This is a genomic window from Bittarella massiliensis (ex Durand et al. 2017), assembly GCF_009876955.1.
Lineage (GTDB): Bacteria > Bacillota > Clostridia > Oscillospirales > Ruminococcaceae > Bittarella > Bittarella massiliensis.
Genome location: NZ_WWVY01000004.1, coordinates 130,058 through 153,421, shown reverse-complemented (window position 1 = coordinate 153,421; position 23,364 = coordinate 130,058). Strand labels below are relative to the sequence as shown.

General features: G+C 67.3%; 16 protein-coding genes. 11 read left to right on the top strand and 5 right to left on the bottom strand.

Annotated elements, in window-relative coordinates; genetic code table 11:
• Nucleotides 1-16 precede the first annotated feature (16 nt).
• From glmU to aac(6'), 3 genes are all read left to right on the top strand, one after another.
• Nucleotides 17-1,429 carry a bifunctional UDP-N-acetylglucosamine diphosphorylase/glucosamine-1-phosphate N-acetyltransferase GlmU gene (gene glmU, locus GT748_RS06710; protein ID WP_021658499.1) on the top strand — a complete coding sequence of 471 codons (1,413 nt, stop codon included), beginning with the start codon at nt 17-19 and terminating at the stop codon, nt 1,427-1,429.
• A gap of 71 nt (nt 1,430-1,500) precedes the next feature.
• Nucleotides 1,501-2,457 (top strand): ribose-phosphate pyrophosphokinase, encoded by a 957-nt coding sequence (locus tag GT748_RS06705; RefSeq protein WP_021658498.1) that lies wholly within the window; start codon nt 1,501-1,503, stop codon nt 2,455-2,457.
• Between the two features lie 105 nt (nt 2,458-2,562).
• Nucleotides 2,563-3,936, top strand: coding sequence for an aminoglycoside 6'-N-acetyltransferase (gene aac(6'), locus GT748_RS06700; protein WP_021658497.1), 1,374 nt, complete (start codon nt 2,563-2,565; stop codon nt 3,934-3,936).
• A 246-nt stretch (nt 3,937-4,182) separates the two neighbouring features.
• Here the strand turns inward: aac(6') and GT748_RS06695 are convergent, their stop codons facing one another.
• Together GT748_RS06695 and GT748_RS06690 are read right to left on the bottom strand one after the other, a co-directional pair.
• Nucleotides 4,183-4,461, bottom strand: a complete 279-nt coding sequence (locus GT748_RS06695) for a hypothetical protein (protein ID WP_044992020.1) — start codon at nt 4,459-4,461, stop codon at nt 4,183-4,185.
• 577 nt (nt 4,462-5,038) lie between these two features.
• Complete coding sequence (locus GT748_RS06690) at nt 5,039-6,256, bottom strand: MFS transporter (RefSeq protein WP_052537599.1); 1,218 nt, start codon at nt 6,254-6,256, stop codon at nt 5,039-5,041.
• A gap of 289 nt (nt 6,257-6,545) precedes the next feature.
• Here GT748_RS06690 and GT748_RS06685 point away from each other — a divergent pair, with 289 nt between their 5' ends.
• The 3 genes from GT748_RS06685 (at nt 6,546) to GT748_RS06675 (ending at nt 10,704) form a co-directional block, all read left to right on the top strand.
• Nucleotides 6,546-7,763, top strand: a complete 1,218-nt coding sequence (locus GT748_RS06685; protein ID WP_073261192.1) for an MFS transporter — start codon at nt 6,546-6,548, stop codon at nt 7,761-7,763.
• A gap of 175 nt (nt 7,764-7,938) precedes the next feature.
• The gene (locus GT748_RS06680) at nt 7,939-9,615 is read left to right on the top strand and encodes a bifunctional diguanylate cyclase/phosphodiesterase (RefSeq protein ID WP_021659491.1); all 1,677 of its coding nucleotides are present in this window, start codon (nt 7,939-7,941) and stop codon (nt 9,613-9,615) included.
• A gap of 78 nt (nt 9,616-9,693) precedes the next feature.
• Nucleotides 9,694-10,704, top strand: a complete 1,011-nt coding sequence (locus GT748_RS06675) for a GGDEF domain-containing protein (protein WP_244273535.1) — start codon at nt 9,694-9,696, stop codon at nt 10,702-10,704.
• A 285-nt stretch (nt 10,705-10,989) separates the two neighbouring features.
• Here the strand turns inward: GT748_RS06675 and GT748_RS06670 are convergent, their stop codons facing one another.
• Nucleotides 10,990-12,795 (bottom strand): ABC transporter ATP-binding protein, encoded by a 1,806-nt coding sequence (locus tag GT748_RS06670; RefSeq protein WP_021659488.1) that lies wholly within the window; start codon nt 12,793-12,795, stop codon nt 10,990-10,992.
• On the bottom strand, nt 12,792-14,507 hold the full coding sequence (locus GT748_RS06665; protein WP_205301330.1) for an ABC transporter ATP-binding protein: 1,716 nt from the start codon (nt 14,505-14,507) through the stop codon (nt 12,792-12,794). Before GT748_RS06665 ends, GT748_RS06670 begins: the two co-directional genes overlap by 4 nt.
• 318 nt (nt 14,508-14,825) lie before the next feature.
• Between GT748_RS06665 and pth the strand changes: the two genes are divergently transcribed.
• The 5 genes from pth (at nt 14,826) to GT748_RS06640 (ending at nt 21,779) form a co-directional block, all read left to right on the top strand.
• Nucleotides 14,826-15,410, top strand: a complete 585-nt coding sequence (gene pth, locus GT748_RS06660; RefSeq protein ID WP_021659485.1) for an aminoacyl-tRNA hydrolase — start codon at nt 14,826-14,828, stop codon at nt 15,408-15,410.
• Between the two features lie 36 nt (nt 15,411-15,446).
• The gene (mfd, locus tag GT748_RS06655) at nt 15,447-18,890 is read left to right on the top strand and encodes a transcription-repair coupling factor (protein WP_021659484.1); all 3,444 of its coding nucleotides are present in this window, start codon (nt 15,447-15,449) and stop codon (nt 18,888-18,890) included.
• A 123-nt stretch (nt 18,891-19,013) separates the two neighbouring features.
• Nucleotides 19,014-20,078, top strand: coding sequence for a hypothetical protein (locus GT748_RS06650; protein WP_044992589.1), 1,065 nt, complete (start codon nt 19,014-19,016; stop codon nt 20,076-20,078).
• Nucleotides 20,079-20,220: 142 nt separating this feature from the next.
• A complete protein-coding gene (locus GT748_RS15960; RefSeq protein WP_021659482.1) occupies nt 20,221-21,408 on the top strand; it encodes a transglutaminase domain-containing protein in 1,188 nt (395 codons plus the stop codon).
• 26 nt (nt 21,409-21,434) lie between these two features.
• Complete coding sequence (locus GT748_RS06640) at nt 21,435-21,779, top strand: Smr/MutS family protein (protein ID WP_021659481.1); 345 nt, start codon at nt 21,435-21,437, stop codon at nt 21,777-21,779.
• Nucleotides 21,780-22,075: 296 nt separating this feature from the next.
• Here GT748_RS06640 and GT748_RS06635 read toward each other — a convergent pair whose 3' ends face one another.
• Nucleotides 22,076-23,278, bottom strand: a complete 1,203-nt coding sequence (locus tag GT748_RS06635) for an RNA polymerase sigma factor (RefSeq protein ID WP_073261194.1) — start codon at nt 23,276-23,278, stop codon at nt 22,076-22,078.
• Nucleotides 23,279-23,364 lie beyond the last annotated feature (86 nt).

The following is a 23,364-nucleotide window of genomic DNA, read 5'->3' as shown; positions in this document are numbered from 1 at the left end:
AACAGGAGGCAAGTACATGGAAGCAGCCATCAACGCCGTCGTCCTGGCGGCGGGCGAGGGGACCCGCATGCGCTCGCGCAAACCCAAGGTGCTCTGCGAGGTCCTCTTCAAGCCGATGATCTCCTGGGTGACCGACGCGCTGGAGCGGGCGGGCATCGAGGACATCTGTGTCGTGGTGGGCCACGGCAGTGAAGAGGTATGCCAGGTCCTGGGGGATCGGTTTACCGTCGCCATGCAGACCAAACGGCTGGGAACGGGCCACGCCGTGCTGCAGGGGGAGGCATTTCTCAACTCCCACCGGGACGGGCATACCCTTATTTTATGCGGCGACGCCCCCTTTGTCGACGAGGACACCATCCGCCGCTCGCTGGAGAGCCACCTCCAGTCGGGCAACGCCGTCACCGTCATCACCGCCGAACTCGACGATCCCACCGGCTACGGCCGCATCGTCAAAGACGGCGGGCAGATCGCCAAGATCGTCGAGCAGAAAGACGCCACCGAGGCCGAGCGGGCCATCCGCGAGGTCAACTCCGGCGCCTACTGGTTTGAGACCGCCGCCCTGCTGGAGGTGCTCCACCAGCTGCAAAACGACAACGCCCAGGGCGAGTACTACCTGACCGACACCGTCTCCCTCCTGCTGCGCGCCGGCAGGGGCGCCGGCACCTACACCGCCCAGAGCGAGGATGTGGTGCTGGGGGCCAACGACCGCCTCTCCCTCTACAAGCTGGGGGAGATTGCCCGCCGCCGGGTCATTGAAAAGCAGATGCGCCAAGGGGTCGAGTTCGTCACCCTCGACGGCATCGTCCTCTCCCCCGACTGCGAGATCGGGGCGGACACCACCATCCTCCCGGGCACCATCATCAAGGGGCACACCGTGGTGGGCTGCGGCTGCACCATCGGCCCCAACTCCCTGCTCACCGACGCGGTGGTGGGCGACGGCACCGTGCTCAACGCCTCCCAGGTGACCGATTCGGAGATCGGCTCCGGGGTGCGGATGGGGCCCTTCGTCCAGGTGCGGCCCGGCTCCCGGGTGCAAGACGGCGCCAAGGTGGGCAACTTCGTCGAGATCAAAAACTCCACCGTGGGGGAGGGCACCAGCGTCGCCCACCTCACCTACGTGGGGGACAGCGACGTGGGCTCGGGGGTCAACTTCGGCTGCGGCTGCGTCACCGTCAACTACGACGGCAGCCAGAAGTACCGCACCGTCATCGGCGACAACGCCTTCATCGGCTGCAACACCAACCTGGTGGCCCCGGTCACCGTGGGGGAGGGGGCCTACACTGCCGCCGGCTCCACCATCACCGAGGACGTGCCCGACGGCGCCCTGGCCATCGAGCGCGGGTACCAAAAGACCATCGAGAACTGGGCCGGCAAAAAGCTGGCCGGCCGCATCGCCAAGGCCAAAAAGAAAAAAGAAGAGGAACGGTAGCGCCGCAGGGTGCAAAACGCTGCCGTCGCACCGGTGCGGGGCAGCCAGATAAATAGGGGAGTTAAAAAGCTATGAACGTACACGGCAAGGACATTAAGATTTTTTCCGCCAACTCCAACAAGAAGGTGGCCGAGGAGATCGCCGAATACCTGGGCCTGCCTCTGGGCAAATCGGACGTGGGGATGTTCTCCGACGGGGAGATCTCGGTCTCCATCCACGAGACCGTCCGCGGCTCCGACGTCTTCGTGGTTCAGTCCACCTGCGCGCCGGTCAACCGGCACCTGATGGAGCTGCTCATCATGATCGACGCCTTCAAGCGCGCCTCGGCCGGCCGCATCACCGCCGTCATCCCGTATTACGGCTATGCCCGCCAGGACCGCAAGAGCAAGGCCCGCGACCCCATCTCCGCCAAGCTGGTGGCCGACCTGATCACCGCCGCCGGGGCCGACCGGGTCCTGACCATGGACCTGCACGCCGCCCAGCTCACCGGCTTCTTCGACATCCCGGTGGACCACCTGCTGGGCGTCCCCCTGCTGGAGCCCTACTACGAGAAGAAGTTCGCCGGCAAGAAGGAAAATCTGGTGGTGGTCTCCCCCGATCTGGGGTCGGTCACCCGGGTGCGCTCCTTCGCCCAAAAGCTCGACGTGCCCATCGCCATCGTCGACAAGCGCCGCCAGAAGGCCAATGTCTCCGAGGTGATGAACATCATCGGCGACGTGAAGGACAAGACCGTCATCCTCGCCGACGACATGATCGACACCGCCGGCACCCTCTGCAACGCCGCCAAGGCCCTCATGGGCAAGGGCGCCAAAGAGGTTTACGCCTGCGCCACCCACGCGGTCCTCTCCGGCCCCGCCATCGAGCGCATCAAGGAGTCCCCCATCAAAGAGCTGGTCTTCCTCGACACCATCCCCATCCCCCCCGAGAAGATGCTCGACAAGTTCCGCATCCTCCCGGTGGCCCCCGTCTTTGCCGAGGCCATCGCCCGCATCTACTCCGACAAGTCGGTCTCCACCCTCTTTGTCTGATCCCTGCCCGCAAAATCAGGCGGGGCGGCTCTCTGCCGCCCCGCTTTTTCTTTTTCCCCGTCTGTGCTATGATGGGAAAAACTGTCGCAACGGGGGAGAAGAGAGATGTATCTAAACCTCGATCGGGTCGAGTTCACCATGACCTACCACTGCACCGGCCGCTGTGCCCACTGCTCCCAGGGGGAGATGTCCGACCACCCGCCCGGCCACCTCCCCTACGCCCTCTGCGAGGGGGTGCTCACCCGGCTGGCACAGCGCTTCCCCCTGCGCTCGGCGATGTGCTTTGGGGGCGAGCCCCTCCTCTGGCCGGAGGACACCGTCGCCCTCCTGCGGGAGGCCAGGGCCGCCGGCATCCCCCGGCGGCAGGTCATCACCAACGGCTACTTCTCCCGCGACCCCGCCCGGGTGGCCCAGGTGGTCGGCTGGCTGGGGGAGGTGGGGGCCGAGGTGCTCCTCTCGGCCGACGCCTTCCACCAGCGGCGCATCCCCCTCTCCGCGGCGTTGGACTTTGCCCGCCGTCTGGCCGCCGACGGCCGCTGCCGGCTCCGCATCCACCCGGCCTGGCTCCAGGGCCCGCAGGGGCAAAACGAGTGGGACGAAGAGACCCGCCGGGTGCTGGCCACCTTTGTGGCCGAGGGCTTTGCGGTCAGCAGCGGCAACCAGATCGCCCCGGCGGGCAGCGCCGCCCGCCACCTGGGGCGGTACTTCTCCCGCCCTGCCGCCCTCGACGACTCCTTTCGCTGCGGGCAGGCCCCCTACACCACCCCCCTGGACCGGGGCGAGACCCTCTCGGTCCTGCCCGACGGGACCGTCGCCCTCTGCGCCTTCTCCATCGGCGACCTGCGCTCCCAGGGGATCGACGAGATCGTCGACGGCTACGATCCCTTTGCCCGCCCCGACATCGCCGCCCTCCTCCAGGGCGGGGTGGCGGGTTACCGGGCCTACGCCGGGGAACGGGGGATCGAGGTGGGGGAAGAGGGGCTCTACACCCCCTGCGACCTCTGCCGCCGACTCACCGAAAAGTGTCGCCTCCAGGAGGGGGCCGAGGTGCGGCAGGCGGGTCCTGCCGACCGGGCCGCCGCCCTCGCCCTGGCGGGCAAACTCTGGCCGGGAAGCGGGGCGGAAGAGCTGGCGGAGGACCTGGCCCCCTGCTTCTTCGGCCCCGACGGGGCCATCTTTCTGGCCTGGCAGGCGGGGCGACCGGTGGGGTACGCCCAGTGCCAGTTGCGCCGCGACTACGTCGAGGGGGCGCGCCCCGGCCCGGTGGGGTATCTGGAGGGCATCTACCTGGAGCCGGACTGCCGTGGCCAGGGCCTCTCCCGCAGGCTGTTGGAGCGGTGCGAGGCCTGGGCCAGGGGTCGGGGCTGCCGCCAGTTCGCCAGCGACTGCGATTTCGGCAACGCCGCCAGCCAGAGCTTTCACCGCCGCGCCGGCTTTCGAGAGGTGGGGAGGATCGTCTGCTTCCTCAAAGAGCTCTAGCCACCAGCCAAAAGAGAGGGGGCCGTCCCGCAGGACGGCCCCCTCTCTTTTGGGCGTCTGGCACCCCACTCGAACAGTTCGCCGATGGGGTCCACGAACTCGTCACAGTGTAGCCCCTTTCCCCCTCTGCGGATGGAGCGGCGCAACGGGTGCGCCGAGTTGCTGGCTGGGGCCCGTTCCTCCGCCCCAGGCTTAAGAGGGGGAATGGCCCCGTCCACCTCCACAAAGATGGTGTGGGGCCGCCGGTCAGCCGCACCGCCGGGCTTTGAAACGACCGGCCGGGAAATCCCGCCCGCAGGGCCCGTTGGTCCGGCGGGCATAGCTTATGCCCCGGTTGACGGCCGGTCCCCGTGGGGCGGCAACATCCAGTGCCTGGGCGACCTCGTCCGAGGGCGCAAAGAGCTTCCAGCGGGTGAGTAGGTCCTTCCCGGCGGCGGTCATGCGGCCGATGACCGCCCGCGGAGTTTTCCGCCGCAGGGTGCCGTCGGCCGGGCCGTAGGGCCTGCGAACAAAATGCCTCTCCATCGCGTATCCTCTCCACCCTCCCGCCAGGGCCGGGGAGGGCGGGGCCCATCCCCACCAGTTCTCTGGACGGATGGCCGCACCGCAGACGGTCCTTTCCCCGGCCCAAAAGGTGGGGAGGATGTGGCCGCCGCAGGGGGGGCCAGGTCATCCCGATGGTCGGTGCCGCAGAGGGGCGGTCTCGGCAATCAGGTGGCTCGGAGCAGAGCAGACCGAGAGGCGGGCGGTTGGGCAGGGGGAGGCGACCTGCCGGGCCAGGAAACGGGCCATCTCCGCCCACCCCCCGAGCGATGTCCGGGCAGCCCTCCTCGGTAAAGGCCCGCTCACAGGAAATCCCCTCCCCCGAGGCAAAGAACCCCATCCATCGGGGGCGTCCACCCGGCAAGCACAGAAATTTCTCTGCCGCCGCGGTATTTTTCCGGCGCAGGGCGTCACCCGGCGGGTCAAAGGGGCGCACCTGAATGCCGGTTGCCGCGCACATCCCTCCCTGCCGCCCGTCTGCCCCGCTGCCCCCCGGTCACTGGCGCCGATACCCATCCCCGTCGCCAAGCCACAGGACCCGTCCCAAAAAAGAGCCGGGTCAGCCCTTTTGGGCCGGGGCGCGCCCCAGGGCCAGCCAGGCCACCGCGCCGCCCAGGGCGGTGATCCCCACCCCGAACAGCAGCATGGCGGGGATGCCCGCCCGGTCGATGAGCCAGCCCCCCAGCAGCGAGCCGAAGACCCCGCCCAGGGTGTTGGTCACCGCCAGCATGGCTTGCCCCTTCACCCGGTCGGCCCCGGCGATGACGGCGTTGGCGTGGTGGACGGCTGCCGGGGTGAAGAGGGCGAAGCCCCCCACCTGAAAGACCTGGCTCAGGTAGACGCCCCCCGGGTCGCGGGCCACAAACAGCAGCACCGCCTTGACGAGGAAGAACCCCAGCGAGATTTTCAGCAGGGTCTCGCAGCGGACCCTGCGCACCAGCCGGGAAAAGAGGGCCATGGTGGGCAGTTCCAGGGCCAAGGCCACCGTGAGGGCGGCCCCGAAGTCGGCGCTCTGCCCCCCGGCGTGCACCACGATCTGCATCAGGAAGTTGTTGAGCATGGTGTGAAAGACAAAGACGCAGGTCGCCCCCGCCAGAAAGAGGGTGAAGCGGGGGTTTTGCCGGAAGAACTCCAGCAGGGAGGAGGGGCGCTCCCCCTCTCCCGCCCCCTCTTCAGCGGCCTTGGCGGCGGGGGCGTCGGCCAGCCCCTTGGCGCGAAAGGTCAAGGCCAGCAGGGCAATGAGGAGGTAGAGCAGCACAAACCCCACCGGCAGCACGTCGGCCCCCCACCGCTCCAACAGCAGCCCCAGCAAAAACGAGACCGCCGCATAGCAGAGGGAGCCGATCCCCCGCGCCAGGCCGAAATCGATGGGCAGCCCCCACCGCTCGTAGACAAACCCCAGGGCGTTGATCAGGGGCTGAACGGTGAGCATGGCGGTGGCCACCAGGCAGAAGAGGACGGCCGTCAGCCAGAAGGAGTGGGGGATGGCCAGTAGCACCCCCGAGAGGGCGGCCGCTGCAAAGGCGATGGCGGCGGTGATCTGCCGCAGGGAGAACCGGCGCGCCCGGTCGGCCAGGGAGGCGGCCGCGGGCTGGAGCAGCGCCCCGAACACGTTGGAGAGGGCCAGCACCACTCCGATCTGGGTGTTGTCGAAATCGCGGGAGAGCAAAAAGGCCGAGGCAAAGCTCATAACGGCGCAGAAGACCATCCAGTAAGCGCCCTGTAAGCTGGCGTACTGGGCGGTCATCCGCCGGGCGAGCGAGGGATTTGACTGCAAAGGTCCGTCCTCCTTTTTTGGCAGGTCCCGCCGCGGGACGATATGGTCCAAAACGGTCCAAAAGCGACCGAAATCTGCCGATCTTTGCCTATTTTAGCACGATTTTGGACCGGGCGCCATCCCGCGTTTTCGCCGCCGGAGGGCCGGTTCCGGCAAAATGCCGGGATTTCGTCCCTTTCTTCTGTGCTTTTGCCGGTATCACCCGGCAAAGCGGCTGTGATACAATGCAGCTATCGGCCAATCGCGGGCCCTGCCCGCGGCTGGCGTGCCAGAGAGGGGACGATTTTTTTTGCACAGACAGAACAAGCGGCCAGGCGGCCGTGGCGCGGCCACCATGGCGGTCTTTTTTTTCGGGCTGTTGGCGGTCAACTACGCCCAGTACCAACTCTCCCCCCTGGGGCCGGAGATCACCGCCGCCCTGGGGCTGAACGCCGCCCAGTTTTCCAGCGCCTTCTCGGCGCCGATGATCCCGGCCTTCCTCCTCTCCTTCTTTGCCGGGGCCCTCTCCGACCGCTGGGGGGTGCGCCGGGTGGCGGGGGTGGGGCTGGCCGTCAGCGCCCTGGGCACCGCCCTGCGCCCCCTCTGCGGCAGCTACCTGGGGCTGATGGGGAGCATGGTGCTGCTGGGGGTGGGGATGGCCTTTTTGAACGCCAACACTGCCAAGGTGGTGGGGAACTGGTACCCCCCGCAGCGGGCGGGAACGGTGGCGGGGGCGGTGCTCACCTCCTCCCCGGTGGGGATGACGGCGGCCCTGGCCACCACCGCCCTGCTCCCCAGCGCCAAGGCGGCCTACTGGGTGGCCTTTGCCGTCTGCGCGGCAGCTGCCTTGCTCTGGCTGCTGCTGATGCGCGAGCGGCCGGAGGGGGCGTCGGACGCGCCCGCCGAAGAGGAGGCCGCGCCCCCCTCGGCAAAGGAGAGCGTGGCGGTGGCCGCCCGCAGCCGTTCGGTCTGGCTGGCGGGGGGCTGTATGGCCTGCCTGATGGGGGCCTGCGTCCTCCTCAACGCCTTTTTGCCCAGCGCCCTGCAACAGGTGCGGGGGATGACCGCGGCCGCCGCCGGGGTGGCCGCTTCGGCGGTGACGGTCGGCAACATCTTCGGGGCGTTGCTGGGGCCGGTTTTGCTGCAAAAGACCGGCAGCCTCAAGGGCTGCCTGGTGGGGGCCGGGGCGGTCTTTGGCCTGGGGTCGGCCTTTGGCTGGATGTTGCCCCAGGGCCTTGTCATGGGGGCGGTCCTCTTTGTCACCGGGGTGGCCCTGGGGATGTTTTTCCCCCTGCTGCTCTCCCTGCCCGCCACCCTGCCCGAGATCGGCCCCCGCTACGCCGGGGCGGCGGGGGGGATCATCGCCACCCTGCAGATGCTGGGGGGCTTTCTCCTGCCCACCTACCTGGTGGCGCCCCTGGCCGGGGGCAGCTACCCGGTGCTCTTCGGGGCCGCCGGCGGGCTGATGGCCCTGCTCTGCCTGCTGGCCCTGGCCTTCCCCCGCGCGCCCCGGGGCGAGGCCGCCTAAGTGAATTTTGAAAAAGCGGATTTTATTGCAAATCAAAGGGATAATTGCCCGGCGGCGCGATGGCGTGCTATAATACAGTTGACTGTGCAGGTTTGCTTTATAAAAAGGAAACAAAAAGAGAGACTTTCAGCACCCGCTTGAAAGGGCGCCGGGATCTCTGGCGAGGAGGCCACCAATGGAGACTCCGCACATCAGCTCCCACGCGATCCAGTCGTTTCCCATCGACGCGCAGGTGCTCTACAAGGCAATTGTCAACAGCACGGAGGACTATATCTACATTGTGGATATGTCCGCCGATCTCGCCCTGGTCTCGGAAAACATGGCGCAGGATTTTGCGCTGCCGGGGCGGCTTGTGCCCGGGCTGGTGCCCCTCTGGGGGGAACTGGTCCACCCCCGGGACCAAAAGCGCTACTTTGACTCCATCGACGAGATGCTGGCGGGCCGCACCGACGAGCACAACGTGGAATACCAGGTCAAAAACCGCGGGGGCGAATATGTCTGGGTGGTCTGCCGGGGCCTGCTCAACCGGGACGAGGTGGGCCGGCCGGTCACCTTTGCGGGGGTGGTGGCCCCCATCGCCAACAAGGGGAAGATCGACCCCACCACCGGCCTCTTCACCCAGGGCGAGTGCCGCAAGCGGGTCGAGCGCCTGCTGGAGCAGGCGGAGGCGCCGGGGGGCATCTTGCTGCTGGGGCTGGACGACTTCAAGCGGATCAACAACCTGAAAAACCATATCTTCGGCGATTCGGTGCTGCGCCAGATCGCCCAGGACCTGCAGCGGCTGCTCCCCCCGCGGGCGGAGGCGTACCGCTTTGACGGGGACGAGTTCGCCGTCGTCTGCCCGGGGGCCTCGCCGGAGGAGATGGAGCAGCTCTACCGGACCATCCACCTCTGCGCCAACCGGGAGCGGGAGGTGGACGGCACCCCCTATTTCTGCACCATCTCCGGCGGCACCGCCCAGATCGGCCGGGACGCGGACAACTACCTGGACCTGCTCAAATACGCCGAGAGCGCCCTCGAGGCATCGAAGGACGGCGGCAAGAACCGCTGCACCGCCTTCACCCCCGACCTGCTGAAGCAGCGCATCCGCAAGATGGAGCTGACCAGCTGCCTGCAGCAGAGCGTCCGCAGCGGGATGGAGCACTTCTCACTGGTCTACCAGCCCTTTGTCCGCTTTGAGGAGGGCGGCGGCCTGCGGCTCATCGGCGCCGAGGCCCTGTTGCGCTGGTCCTGCGAGCCCTTTGGCCCGGTGTCGCCGGTGGAGTTTATCCCCCTGCTGGAATCCAGCGGTCTCATCATCCAACTGGGGCGGTGGGTGCTGGAGGAGGCGGTGGCCACCTGCAAGCGCTGGCTGGATCTCTGCCCAGACTTTGTCATGAACGTCAACGTCTCCTATCTGCAGTTGGCGGACAAGGCCTTTGTCCCCTTTGTGCTGGACCTGCTCGAGCGGTATGAGCTGGCCCCCCGGCACCTGGTGCTGGAGCTGACCGAGAGCTGCTTTGTCACCGACATGCCCGCCCTGAGAGAGGCCTTTCAGGGACTGCGGGGCTCCCACATCCAGATCGCCATGGACGATTTTGGGACAGGCTACTCCTCCCTGGGGATGCTCACCCAGATGCCGGCGGACATTGTGAAGATCGACCGGCTCTTCATCTCCCTCATCAACGACCAGACGCACGAGTTCAACCGCGCCTTCATCGCCGCGGTGATCCAACTCTGCCACAGCGTGGGCATCTCGGTCTGTGTCGAGGGGGGTCGAACAGCTCGACGAACTGAAGACGGTGCAGACCTTGAACGCCGACAGCGTGCAGGGGTACTACGTCTCCCGGCCCATTGCCAGAGAGGCCTTTGAGGAGAAGTACTGGCCGGTGGCAGAGCGGTGAGGGCGGGGTCGGGGCGCACAGACGCCCTGCGCGGGGAAGGCGGCCACGTGAAGCGCGCCTACCGCCAGATCGTGGGGCTGGCCGCGGCCGCGCACCTCTCCTACGCGGTGCTCTTCGGGCTGTTGGGGCCACTCTCCCTCTCCCTTTACAACGCGGGCAGCACCCTCTTCTACGGCGCCATGCTGTTGGTGGTGGAGCGGGGCCGCTACCGCCTGGCTGTGACCTGCGTCCACCTGGAAGTCTGCCTTTTTGCCGCGGTGAGCACCCTGGTCTTGGGGTGGGGGTCGGGCTTTGCCCTCTACCTGGTGGCGATGCTCTCGGTGACCTATTTTCGCCCCTTCCGGCACAAAGGGGTGGTCTACCTCTTCGCCGCGTTGGAGATACTGCTCTTTCTCGCCCTGAGGTGCGCGGCCCCCGCCGGGATCGCCACCCCGGTGCTGCGGGGGAGGGGGGAGCTGTGGCTCTACCTCTACAACGCCTGCGCCTGCTTCACCGTCATCCTCTTTGCCGCGATCTCCGCCAAGGTCTCGGCGGCGGTCAGCCGGCAGGAGCTGCGGGCGGAAAACCGCAGCCTGGAGGCTCTGGCCAACTTCGACGACCTCACCGGGCTGCTCAGCCGCCGGGCCTTTTTGGCCAAAGTGGAGGACGGCAGCGGCCTGGCGGCGGTGGCCTTGGGCGACGTCGACAACTTCAAGGCCGTCAACGACACCTGGGGACACCCCTGCGGCGACGCGGTGCTGGCCGAACTGGCCCAGCTCATGCGGCGGCAGCTGGGAGACGGAGTGGAGATCTGCCGCTGGGGCGGGGAGGAGTTCATCTTCCTCTTTCGCGGCCTCGTCCAAAGCGAGGTGATGGAGCGGCTGCAGGGGCTGTGCGCCGCCGTCTCCGGCCACCCCTTTCGCTGGGGGGAGGCGCGGCTGCACATCACCCTGACCGTCGGCTTCAGCACCGGCGCAGAGGGGCTCACCGCCCGGGAGATGATCCTGCTGGCCGACCGGCAGATGTACCGGGGCAAGGCGGCGGGGAAAAACCGGGTGGTGGCCCCGGAGAGGCCGTGAGGACGGGGCCTGGAGGGGGAGGACCTATCGCCGGGCGAGCGGTTTGCGCGAGGGGAAGGGCGATATAAAAACACTCTGTGGAGATGAAACGGCGCATCTCCACAGAGTGTTTTGCTTTTTGACCCCCCTCTGGCGGTTGCGGGGGAGCAGGGCCCTGCCGGGCAGCCGGGGCGGGCGCCGGTGCCGCCGTCGGGACGCTGCGCCCCTTTCTCGCAAAGACGCGGTGCCCCGCCTTGTGGGGCGGCCGCTCGGGGCTGCCTCCTTTTTTGTCTGCCGGCAGCCCCCTCACTGAAACTGGGCCCAGTAGAGTTCGGCGTAGGCCCCACCCCGCTGCAGCAGGGAGGCGTGGTCGCCCTGCTCCACCACCCGGCCGTCCTTCACCACCAGGATGACGTCGGCGTTTTGGATGGTGGAGAGCCGGTGGGCGATGACAAAACAGGTGCGCCCTTCCATCAGCTGGCGCATGGCCCCCTGGATGCGGCGCTCGGTGCGGGTGTCCACGTTGGAGGTGGCCTCGTCCAAAATGAGCATGTTGGACTGCAAGAGCATGGCCCGGGCGATGGTCAGCATCTGCTTTTGCCCCCGGGAGATGGCCGCCTCGTCCCCGGTGAGGGGGGTGTCGTAGCCCTGCGGCAGTTGGGAGATGAAGCGGTGGATGTGGGCGGCCTTGGCGGCGGCCACGACCTCCTCTCGGGTGGCGTCGGGGCGGGCGTAGGCGATGTTCTCGGCAATGGTGCCGGAGAAGAGCCAGGTGTCCTGCAGCACCAGGGTGTAGCAGCGGCGCAGGCTGTCGCGGGTGATGCGGCGGGTCTCCCGCCCGTCCAGGCGGATCTCGCCGGACTGGGGGTCGTAAAAGCGCATCAGCAGGTTGATGACGGTGGTCTTTCCCGCGCCGGTGGGACCGACGATGGCCACCAGGCTGCCCGGCGGCGCCCGCAGGCTGAAGTCCTTGAGGACGGGGGCGGTCGGGTCGTAGCCGAAGCTCACCCGGTCCAGCTCCACCTCGCCCCGCACCGCCCCGGCAGGCAGGGCGTCGGGGGCGTCGGCGGGCTCGGGCAGCTCGTCGATGAGGCGGAAGACCCGCTCGGCGGCGGCAAAGGCCGACTGCAGGTCGCTGGCGATGTTGGCGATCTCGTTGATGGGGCCGGAGAACTTGCGGGAGTAGAGGACAAAGGAGGAGAGGTTGCCCAAAGTGATCTTGCCAAAGAGGAAGAGGGTGGCCCCCAGCACGCTCACCAGGGTGAGGGAGAGGTTGTTGATGAAGTTGACCGAGGGGCCGGTCATGGTGCCGTAGTAGTCGGCGGCGTACTGGGCGTCCAGGGCCCGCTTGTCCTGGGCGTCAAAGCGGGCGGTCACCGCCTCCTCCCCCGAGTAGGCCTTGACGGTGCGCAGCCCCGAGACCGCCTCCTCCGACAGGCCGCCCAGGGCCCCCAGTTCGGCCGAGCGGCGGGAGAAGAGGGGGCGCACCTTGCGGGTCATGTAGCGGGTCCAGAGGATGGAGAGGGGCACCGTGACGGCAAAGACCGCCAGCAGCGCCGGGGAGATGGCCAGCATCATCCCAAAGGAGCCCACCACCGTGATGGCGCTGGTCCCGATCTGCAACAGGTCGCTGGAGAGGGAGGTGTTGACCGTGTCGATGTCGTAGGAGATGCGGCTGACGATGTCGCCGGTCTGGTGGCTGTCGAAGTAGCGCACCGGCAGGTCCATCAGGTGGGAGAAGAGGTCCCCCCGCATCTGCCGCACCACCCGCTGGCTCAAGCGGATCATCAGCAGCGAGAAGAGGTAGCCCAGCAGGGCCGAGAGGAGGTAGAAGGCCAGCATCCACCCGGCGTAGAAAAAGACCCGGGGAAAGTCCACCTGGCCGGGGACGGTGCCGATGGCGTCGATGGCGAGGCCGGAGAGCATCGGCCCCAGCAGGGCCAGGAGGTTGCTGGCCAGGGCGAGGGCCGCCGCGGCCAGCAGCATCCAGCGGTGACGGCAGAGGTAACCCCAGAGCCGCCGCAGGGTGTAGCGGGTGTCCCGGGGCCGCTCCTGGCTGCCCGAGGGGCGGCGGTGGCCGCCGGGGGTCTGCATGTTGTAAGAGCCCTTCACTGCGCCGCCCCCTCTCCCATCTGCAGGGCGTAGAGTTCCCGGTAGGGCGGGCAGCTCTCCAGCAGCTGGCCGTGGCTGCCGCAGCCCAGCAGCCGCCCCTCGTCGAGCACCAGGATGAGGTCGGCCCCCATCACCGAGCTGACCCGCTGGGCCACCACCACACAGGTGGCGTCGGCGCAGTGTGTCCGCACCGCCTGGCGCAGCTTAGCGTCGGTCTGGTAGTCCAGGGCGGAGGAGGCGTCGTCGAGGATGAGGATGTCGGGGTCGCCGGCCAGGGCCCTGGCCACCAGCAGCCGCTGCCGCTGCCCGCCGGAGAGGTCGGTCCCCCGGGCGGCCAGCGGGTGGGCAAAGCCCCCCTCCAGCCCGGCGACAAAGTCGGCCTGGGCCCAGCCGGCGGCCGCCTCGGCCCGGTCGGGGGCGATCCCCCGGTCAAAGTCGATGTTTTCGGCGACGGTGCGGCCGAAGAGGAGGTCGTTTTGAAAGACCACCCCAAAGCGGCTGCGCAGCTCCTTTAGGGGGATGGCGCGGATGTCCCGCCCGTCGAGGCGGATGACCCCCTTGTCGGGGGTGTAAAAGCGCAGCATCAGGTTGCAGAGGGTGCTCTTGCCGCTGCCGGTGGCGCCGATGATCCCGAGGGTCTGCCCCGGCCCCACAGAAAATGAGATGTCCTCCACCGCCGGCTCCCCCCCACCGTAGGAGAAGGTGACCCCCTCGAAGGAGAGGCGGGCCGCCCCCCGGTCGGACGCCGCGGCGGCGAGGGTCTCGGGCTCGCCCTCGGCGGCCAGCACCTCCTGGATGCGGGCGGCGGAGGCCGCGCCCTTGGAGTACATGACAAAGACCCGGGTGATGGAGAGCATGGCGCCCAGGATGATGGTGAAATAGGAGAGGAAGGCGAGGATGGTGCCCGGCTGGGTGAGCCCGCTGTCGACCCGGAAAGCGCCCACCAAAATGACCCCGGTGAGCCCGGCGCCCAGGAAGAAGTTGATGGCCGGGTTGGAGAGGGCCATGGTGGTGGAGGCGGCGGTCTCCCGGCGGGAGACCGCCCGGTTGACCCCGTCAAAGCGGGTCTTCTCCCCCTCGGTGCGGGAGAGGGCCTTGATGATGCGGATGCCGGTGACGTCCTCGCGGACGGTGCGCACCAGGGCGTCCACCGAGCGCTGCATGGCGGAGAAGAGCCCCACCCCCTTGCGGGAGACGAAAAAGACCACCAGGGCGATCAGCGGCAGCACCGAGAGGAGCACCAGGGTCAAGACCGGCTCCAGCGTCAGGGTGACCGCCACGCCCCCCAGCAGGAGGATGGGGGCCCTGACCCCCACCCGCTGCATCATGTTGAGCATCTGGTGGACGTTGTAGGTGTCGGTGGTGAGCCGCGCCTCCAGCGAGGGGACGGTGAAGCCGTCGATCTGCCGGCAGGAGAGGTGGGCGATCTTGGAGAAGAGGTCATGGCGGATGCGCTCGCTGGCGTCCCTGGCGATGCGGGCGGCCGAGCGGTTGGCGGCGATGTTGCCCACCACCGCCAGCACCGAGCACAGCAGCATCACCCCGCCCCAGAGGGCGATCTGGGCGAGGGAGCGGCGGGGGACCACCGTGTCGATGACAAAGGCCAGTATCCAGGGGAGGAGCAGGTCCATGACGGTGCCGAGGAACTTGATGGTCAGCCCCCAGGCCATCTTTTTGGCGCTGGGGCGCAGGTAGGAGAGGACGGTTCGCAAGGGAGGGGCCCCCTTTCTCATTTGGGCGTATGGCGTTCCCTAACAGGATACCACAGGACGGCGGGGGAGAACAATTTGCGAAACGGAGAAAAAGCCCCCCTTTCCCTGTGCCAAATGTCGAAGCGGGCCGAAGGGGGGAAAACCGCCCCGAAGGTGTTGAACCGGGCGGCGCGATGGGCTATAATGAAAGGCGCTTGCAGTGCGCGGGCGGCAGTTTGAGCGGGGCGGTGGCTGACACCGGTCCGCCCCGACCTGTTGCGCCCATTTTGCAAAAAAAGGGGGACGGGCCCGCGCCCGCCCCGGACCAGGAGAGAGAACATGCTGTTTTCCAAACCCAATATCGACCTCTGCGTGGTGGGGCTGGGCAACCCCGGCAAGAAGTACGAGCGCACCCGCCACAACGTGGGCTTTGTGCTCGTCGACGAGATCGCCCGGGAGCTGGGGGTGTCGGTCAGCCGGCTCAAGCATCAGGGGACCTGCGGGCAGGGGCTCGTGGACGGCAAAAAGGTGCTGTTTGTCAAACCCCAGACCTTTATGAACCGCTCGGGACTCTGCGTGCACGAGGTGGCCAGCTACTACCGCCTCCCCCCCGAGCGGGTGCTGGTGATCTGCGACGACGTCTCCCTGGACGTGGGGAGGATGCGCATCCGCCGCAAGGGCTCCCACGGGGGGCACAACGGCCTGCGGGACATCGCCCTCTCGCTGGACAGCGAGAACTACCCCCGCATCAAGATCGGGGTGGGGAAGAAGCCCCACCCCGACTACGACCTGGCCGACTGGGTGCTGGGCGCCCTCTCCCCCAAGGAGTGGGAGACGGTGCGGGACCTGGCCGGCCCCTGCCTGGACACCCTGCGGCTGCTGCTGGAGGACAACTTGAACGAGGCCATGAACCGCTACAACTAGAGCGCCCCCGCGCCGGGGGCAGAGGAGTGTGTGAGGATGGAGTTTTTTACCCGCATCTGGCAGGGGGTGCCCGCCTTCGAGACCCTGCGCCGCAGCCTGGAAGAGGGCCGCGTCCCCCTGGCCTGCTACGGCCTCTCCACCGTGCACAAAGCCAACTTGATCGCCGCCCTCTACGCCGAGACCGGCCGCCAGATGCTGGTGCTGGTGCCCGACGAGCGGGCCGGGGAGCGGATGGTGCGCAACCTCAACACCATGATCGGCGGGGAGGCGGCCGCCCTCTACCGGCAGAAGGACTACGTCTTCCACCCGGTGGAGGGGGCCTCCCGCGAGTTTGAGTACGGGCGGCTGTCGGTGCTGGGCCGGGTGCTCGACGGCAGCTGCCCCATCGCCGTGGCCACCGCCCCCGCCGCCTGCCAGTACACCCTGCCCCCCCAGCGCTACCGGGAGGCCACCTTTGTGCTGCGCCCGGGGGACGCCTGTCCCACCGATCAACTGGCCCGCCGGCTGGTGGAGGCCGGGTATGTCCGCCGCCCCCAGGTGGACGGGCCGGGCCAGTTTTCGGTGCGGGGGGGGATCGTCGACCTCTACCCGCCCCAGGCGGCCGCCCCCTTGCGGCTGGAGTTCTGGGGGGACGAGGTGGACACCATCGCCGCCTTCGACCTGCTCACCCAGCGCCGGGGCGACGGGGTGGAGGCGGTGGAGATCACCCCGGCCAGGGAGGTGCTGGTGGCCGACCCGGCGGCCCTGGCCGCCAAGCTGCGCAAACTGGGGAAAAACGGGCCCGAGGCCCTGCTGGCTGACGCCGAGCGGCTGGAGACCGGGGCCGAGGTGGCGGGGCTCGACCGCTACCTGAGCCTCTGCCTGCCCGAGCGGGCCACCCTCTTTGACTACCTGGAGGACGCCTTTGTCTTCACCAGCGAGCTGCAGGAGATGACCCAGGAGCTGGAGGGCTTTCTCTGGCAGTTGGGGGAGGATGTAAAGGAGCTGTTGGAGCAAAAGCTCCTCTCGGGAAAGGCGGCCGCCTTTGCCGACGAGAAGGGGGCCTTTTTGGCCCGCCTGGGCAAGGGCCGCACCGCCTTTTTGGAGACCTTTTCCCGCCAGCTGGAATTCCCCTTAAAGGAGCTGCTGGACTTCACCGCCGTCTCCACCGCCAGTTGGAGCGGGCAGATGAACCTGCTGCTGGAGGAGCTTGCCAGCCAGCAGGAGCAAAACTACTGCACCCTGGTCCTGGCGGGGACCGAGAAGGCGGCCAAGACCTTGGCCTACGACCTGCAAAAAGACGGCTACAACGCCCAGTACACCGACTCGGGCAAGACCCTCTCCCCCAAAAAGGTCTATGTGGCGGCCGGCTCCCTCACCGCCGGATTTGAGTACCCCGAACTGCGGGTGGGGGTCATCTCCTACACCCTGCAAGAGGGGAAGGGAAAGCGCAGGACAGCCAAGAAAAAGCGGGGGAAGGACGCCATCACCACCCTGGAGGACGTGACCCCCGGGGACTACGTGGTGCACGTGACCCACGGCATCGGCCAGTTCACCGGCATCACCCAGTTGGACCTGCAGGGGGTGAAGAAGGACTACCTGAAGATCCAGTACGCGGGCAAGGACGTCCTCTTTGTGCCGGTGACCCAGCTGGACCTGGTGAGTAAGTACATCGGCCCCCGGGAGGACCGGAAGATCAAGCTCAACAAGCTCCACTCCACCGAGTGGCAGCGGACCAAGCAGCGGGTCTACTCCTCGGTCAAGGACATGGCCGACGAGCTCATCAAACTCTACGCCGAGCGGGCGGCGGCCAAGGGCTTTGCCTTTTCGGAGGACAGCGAGTGGCAGCGAGAATTCGAGGAGCGCTTTGAGTACACCGAGACCGACGACCAGCTGCGCTGCATCGAGGAGATCAAGGCCGACATGCAGTCCCCCCGGCCGATGGATCGGGTGCTCTGCGGGGACGTGGGCTACGGCAAGACCGAGGTGGCCCTGCGGGCGGCCTTCAAGTGCGTGCTCGACTCCAAGCAGTGCGCCATCCTGGTGCCTACCACCATCCTCGCCTGGCAGCACTACCAGACCATCCTCAAGCGGATGGGCAACTTCCCGGTGAACGTGGAGCTGCTCTCCCGCTTTCGCACCCCGGCCCAGCAGGCCGAGTCGATCCGCCGGCTCAGGAGCGGGCAGGCCGACATCGTGGTGGGCACCCACCGGCTGCTGCAAAAGGACGTGAGGTTCAAGGACCTGGGGCTGGTGGTCATCGACGAGGAGCAGCGCTTCGGGGTGGCCCACAAGGAGAAGTTCAAAGAGGCCTTCAAGGGCATCGACGTGCTCACCCTCTCGGCCACCCCCATCCCCCGCACCCTGAACATGGCCATGAGCGGGATCCGCGACATCTCCATCATCGACGAGCCGCCCCAGGATCGCCACCCCATCCAGACCTACGTGCTCGAGCACAGCGACCTGGTGGTGGGGGACGCCATCCGCAAAGAGCTGCGCCGGGGCGGGCAGGTCTACTACCTCTACAACCGGGTGGAGTCCATCGAGGCCTGCGCCTCCCGGGTGCGGCAGATGGCCCCCGACGCCAACGTGGCGGTGGCCCACGGCAAGATGGGCGAGCGGGAGCTCTCCTCGGTCTGGGCCCAACTGTTGGAGGGCAGCATCGACGTGCTGGTGTGCACCACCATCATCGAGACTGGGGTGGACGTGGCCAACTGCAACACCCTCATCATCGAGGACGCCGACCGGCTGGGCCTCTCCCAGCTCTACCAGATCCGGGGGCGGGTGGGGCGCAGCGCCAAGCGGGCCTTCGCCTACTTCACCTTCAAGCGGGGCAAGGCCCTGTCGGAGGTGGCCTCCAAGCGGCTGACGGCCATCCGGGAGTTCACCAGCTTCGGCTCGGGCTTCAAGATCGCCATGCGGGACCTGGAGATCCGGGGGGCGGGGAACATCCTCGGCGCCCAGCAGCACGGCCACATGGAGGCGGTGGGGTACGACATGTACCTGCGCCTGCTCTCCGAGGCGGTGAGCGAGAAGAAGGGCGAGGAGAAGCCCTACAAGAACGAGGAGTGCTTGGTGGACATCCAGCTGGACGCCTACATCCCCAAGGCCTATATCGAGGACATGGCCAGCCGGATCGACACCTACAAAAAGATCGCCGCCATCCAGTCCCGGGAGGAGGCCGACGACCTCCTCGACGAGCTCATCGACCGCTTCTCCGACCCGCCGGCGCCGGTGGTGGGGCTGGTGGACGTGGCCCTGCTGCGCAACCAGGCCGCCAACTTGGGGGTGGGGGAGATCACCCAGCGGGAGGACACCGTATACATCCGCTTTGTCCACCTGGAAATGGAGCGGGTGGCCCGGGCGGTGGGCTGCAAGAAGGGGGTCAAGAACGTCCTCTTCAACGCCGGGGAGAAGCCCTTCCTGGCGGCGGTGCTGGAAAATCCCCATCGCCCCATCGACGGGATCCGGGCGGTGCTCGACGCCATGTCCGACGCCTAGGGGGAGCGCCGCGCCCAGCGCCCCTTCCAGGGGGAATTGCCTTTTGACAGCCCCCCGAAAAATTGCTATAATCGTAGCTAGTTGTATGCGCTGCGGCGCGAAAAGAAAATGGGAGGAAAGACGATGTCTTTTAAACATAAGCTGGCGGCCGGCCTGGCCGCTTTGGGGGTGCTGGCCTCGCTGAGCGGCTGCACCCTGGGCAAGAGCTTTGACTACGCCGCCAAGGTGGGCGAGGTAGAGATCTCCAGTGGCCTCTACCTCTACTACCAGTACGCCAGCTACCTGGACGCGGCCGAGCAGTCGCAGAAAAACCCCAAAGAGGTCAAGACCGTCTTGAAAGAGCAGATCGGCGAGCAGAGCGCCACCGACTACATCAAAGACCAGACCAAGGCCCGCTGCATCAGTTATGCGGCCATGGAAAACCTCTTTGACAAAGAGGGGCTGGAGGTCACCGAGGAGGACGAGGCCCAGATCGAGGCCAACGTCAACCAGAACTGGGACAGCCAGAAGAAGGTCCTCGAGAAAAACGGCATCGGCAAAGACACCTACCGCACCCTGGTGCGCTCGGCCCTCAAGTCCAGCAAACTCTTCGACCACTACTACGGCGCCGACGGGCTGACCCCGGTGGGGGACGACGAGCTCAAGGCCTACTTTGAGAGCCAGTACCTGCACATCTCCTTCCTGGCCCTGCCCAAACTCAACAGCGAGTCAAACGCCATCCCCTCCGACGGGATCGCCACCATCAACGACCTGTCCGAGCAGATGCTCGCCAAGCTGAAAGACGGTGCCACCATGAAAGAGGTGGCCGACGAGTTCATGCCCCAGGTGCTGGAGGTGGGCGGCCACTCCTTTGCCGAGGGGACCGACTTCGTGCAGCAGGACTTCATCAACAAAGACACCGAGAATTACAGCACCTACCCCATGAATATGATCAACCAGATCAAGGCCGACGGGGTGGGGGACTACAACCGCTACGAGGCGGCCCAGTACACCTTTGTCTACCAGCGCCAGAGCGCCCTCGCCAACGAGTCGGACTTCACCTCCGCCCGCACCTCGCTGCTGGTGGAGATGAAGGAGGGCGAGTTCTCCGAAAAGAGCAAGGCCGCAGAAGAGGGGCTGGAGATCGTCTACAACGAGGCGGCGGTCAAGGAGTTCAGCCCCAAAAAGATCAAATACGTGGCGTCGTAATGCGCCGCGAAGGGGGGAGACCTGCCCCCCGCTGAAAAGACGGGCGAAAGTCCCGTTTTTTCTTTTTTGAGGCGGTTTGAAAAAACGGCCGCCCGCACTTTGGGGCCCCTGCCGGGCCCGGACCAGAGAGAGGAGATCGCCTGTGCAGATCCACCGCCTATTTCGCCGCGGGGCCGCCCTGGCCCTGGGGGCCGCGTTGACCCTGTCCCTCCTTTGCGGCTGCTCGCTATTGGACGAGCTGCGCACCGGGAGCAACGACCTGTTCCGGGGGGAGCCGGTCACCCGGCAGCAGGTGGAGCTGGAGGGGAAATACGGCCGCTCCCAGCTCGACGGGCTGCAGCGGGAGCTCTACGACGACCTGTACTGTGCCGTCTCCCGGGCCGAGGACAGCATCCAGGTGGACAGCCGCATCACGGTGGAGGAGTTGGAGACGGTCTACCGCTACTACTTCTCCGACAGCCCCGAACACTTTTGGGTGGACGGGTACAGCTATGTCACCGGCCCTGGCGGCCGGGTGCAGAAGGTGCTGCTGCGCTACATCGGCACCCGGGAGGAGATTGCCCGGATGGACGGGGAGCTGGAGCAGAGGGTGGAGGAGCTGACCGCCCAGGGCGCGGCCCTGCCCGGGGACTTTGAAAAGAGCGTCTGGGTCAGCGACGAGCTGGCCCGGCGGGTGCGCTACGACACCGACTTGAGCGGGAAGAGCCCCTACACCGCCTACGGCGCCCTGGTGGAGGGGCGGGCCGTCTGTCAGGGGTACGCCAAGGCCGCCCAACTGCTCTACCAGAAGCTGGGCTACCCCTGCCTCTACGTGCGGGGAGAGAGCCGGGGCGAGCGCCACGGCTGGGTGATGGTAAAGCTGGGGGGAAGCTACTACCACGTGGACCCCACCTGGAACGACCTCTATGTGGAGGGGATGGGGGAGGACGAGGTCATCCTCAACCACAGCTACCAAAACATCACCACCGCCGCCATCTCCCGCGACCACCAGATCTACGGGGACGAAAACTACCCCCTGCCCCCGGCCGACTCCACCGAGATGGACTACTACCGGGTGAAGGGGCTGCAGGGGGCCGACTTCGGGGGGATCGCCGAGCGGGTGATCGCCGTGGCGGCGGAGAACATCGGCCGGGGCGACTACTCGGTGGAGATGCAGCTGGGGGATGCCCAGGCCATCCAGGCGGCGGCCGAGAGCACCGGGGGGATGCGGCGGCTGATCTCCGGGGTCAACGAGACCTTGGGGAGGGAGGCGGTGGCCTACCGCTACTCCTACTACCAAAACCCCGACCAGTTCACCCTGCAAATCTACTTTGAGAAGGCCGCTTCCTGACGGGCGGCTGGGAAGGAGGGTCCGGCGTGGAGGTCTACACCGTCAACCTTGAAGAGGGGATGCCCTATGTGGACGAGGCCCTGGAGCACCTGGAAAAGTCGCTGCGGCGGGCCAAGAGCGGCGGCTGCAAGGTGGTGAAGTTCATCCACGGCTACGGCTCCTCCGGCAAGGGGGGAAAGATCCGCCGGGCGGTGCGGCTGGAGCTGGAGCGAAAGTGGGAGCGGGGGGAGCTGGCCCTGGTGGTGCCGGGGGAACGCTTCTCCCTCTTTGACCCGGACACCCAGCAGATGATGCGCCGCCACTTCTTCGTCACCCGGGACAGCGACATGGGGCGAAACAACCTGGGGGTCACCCTGGTGATGCTGAAATAGGGGTGCGTTCCCCGGCAGGGTCGGGGGCGATGCGGCCATAAAGGCTTGGTGCCCGCGGGCGGCCAAAGGCGCGGCGGAATTTCGGTCCACCTTGCTGCGGCCCGGCCTGAAAGCGGGCAAATTTGCCTGTTTAAGACATCCCCTTAGACTGTCCCCCTGCCGTTGACGACCCACTTTTGCCCGGCGCTTGCAGCGAGGGCTTTTTGCGGGACGGTCTTGCCGGCAGGGCCGGTGGTTTTGCTGACAATAAGAGAGGGGCCCTTCCCCGCGGGGAAGGGCCCCTTTTTTGTTGTCTGTCACTGGGGCAGTTCGACCCAGAAGGGGCCGCTGCCCCGGTTGCCCAGCCGGTCACAGACCGAGAGGGTGTAGCGCCCGGCCGGGGCGTCGAACCAGGCCACCTCCGCTGCCTCGTCCACCCGGCGGGGGGAGAGGGTGGTCCCGTCCTCCCCGGTGAGGGAGAGGGTCCCCCAGTCGACCCCGCTGGGGTCTTGCAGCCGCAGGGCCACCAGTCCGTTTTCACCCCAGCTTTCGGCCAGGACAGGGGCGGAGAGGTCGCCGTCCCCCACCGAAAAGTCCACCCGAACGGTGCGGCCGTTGGCCCCGGCCGCCACCGCCGTGTAGGGGCCGGGGGCCACGGGGGAGAGGGTGAAGACGCCACCCTCCCCGGGCCGACAGGGGAGGGTGCGACCGCCCTGTTCCAGCCAGACCTGGCCGGCCCCCTCGGCCTGGATCGACACCTGGGCGCCGCCCCCCACGGGGGTGCTCTGCACGCTGTCGATCTGCGGGGCGGGCAGCAGCGCCAGGGCCGCGCATCCCCCCACTGCGGCAATGCCCGCCAGGGCCGCCGCGGGAAGGGGAATGGTGTGCGGGGGCGGCGGGCGAAACCCGGCCCGCCTCCCCGCCGCGGAGAGGGCCAGCCCGGCGGGGAGGAAGGCGGGGAGAAATCCGTCCATCTCCCGCCGCAGCTGGGCCCGGGCCAACTGCAAATCCCGCTTGACGGTGCCGGAAGAGCAGTGGAGGAGGGCGGCAATCTCCCCCACCTTGTGGCCCTGAAAATAATGAAGGACGACCGCTTGCCGGCGGCGCTCCGGCAGGGCGGCGATGGCGCGGCGGAGGGCGGCCTCCCGCTCCTCGCGCAGGGCGCGGCGCTCGGGTTGGCCTGTCTGGTCCCGGTCGGGCAGGCCGGGCAGCAGCTCGTCCCCGCTCCCCGCGCGCCGGTTCTCCACCCGGCGGATATTTTGGCAGGAGAGAAAGGTGGATCTGTTGAGAAAGGCCACCAGGGAGCGGGGGTCGCGGATGTCGCCCATCTTTCGGTAGAGGGTGAGGTAGCTCTCCTGCACCGCCTCCTCGGCGAGGACGTCGCTTTTTAAGAGCAGTTTTGCCTGGGCCAGTTGGGCCGGTGCGGTGGCGCGGTAGAGCTGGGCAAAAGCCTCCTCATCCCCCTGACGGGCCGCCCGGAGAAGGGCTTCCAACTGCCGGTGTGTCCGTTTTTCCTCCATTTTCCACCCCTCCAAATCTTGCCGCATCCTGTCGAAAAGTGTACACTATCTTCATGCGAAAAACAATGTATTTGGAGAGTTTGGAA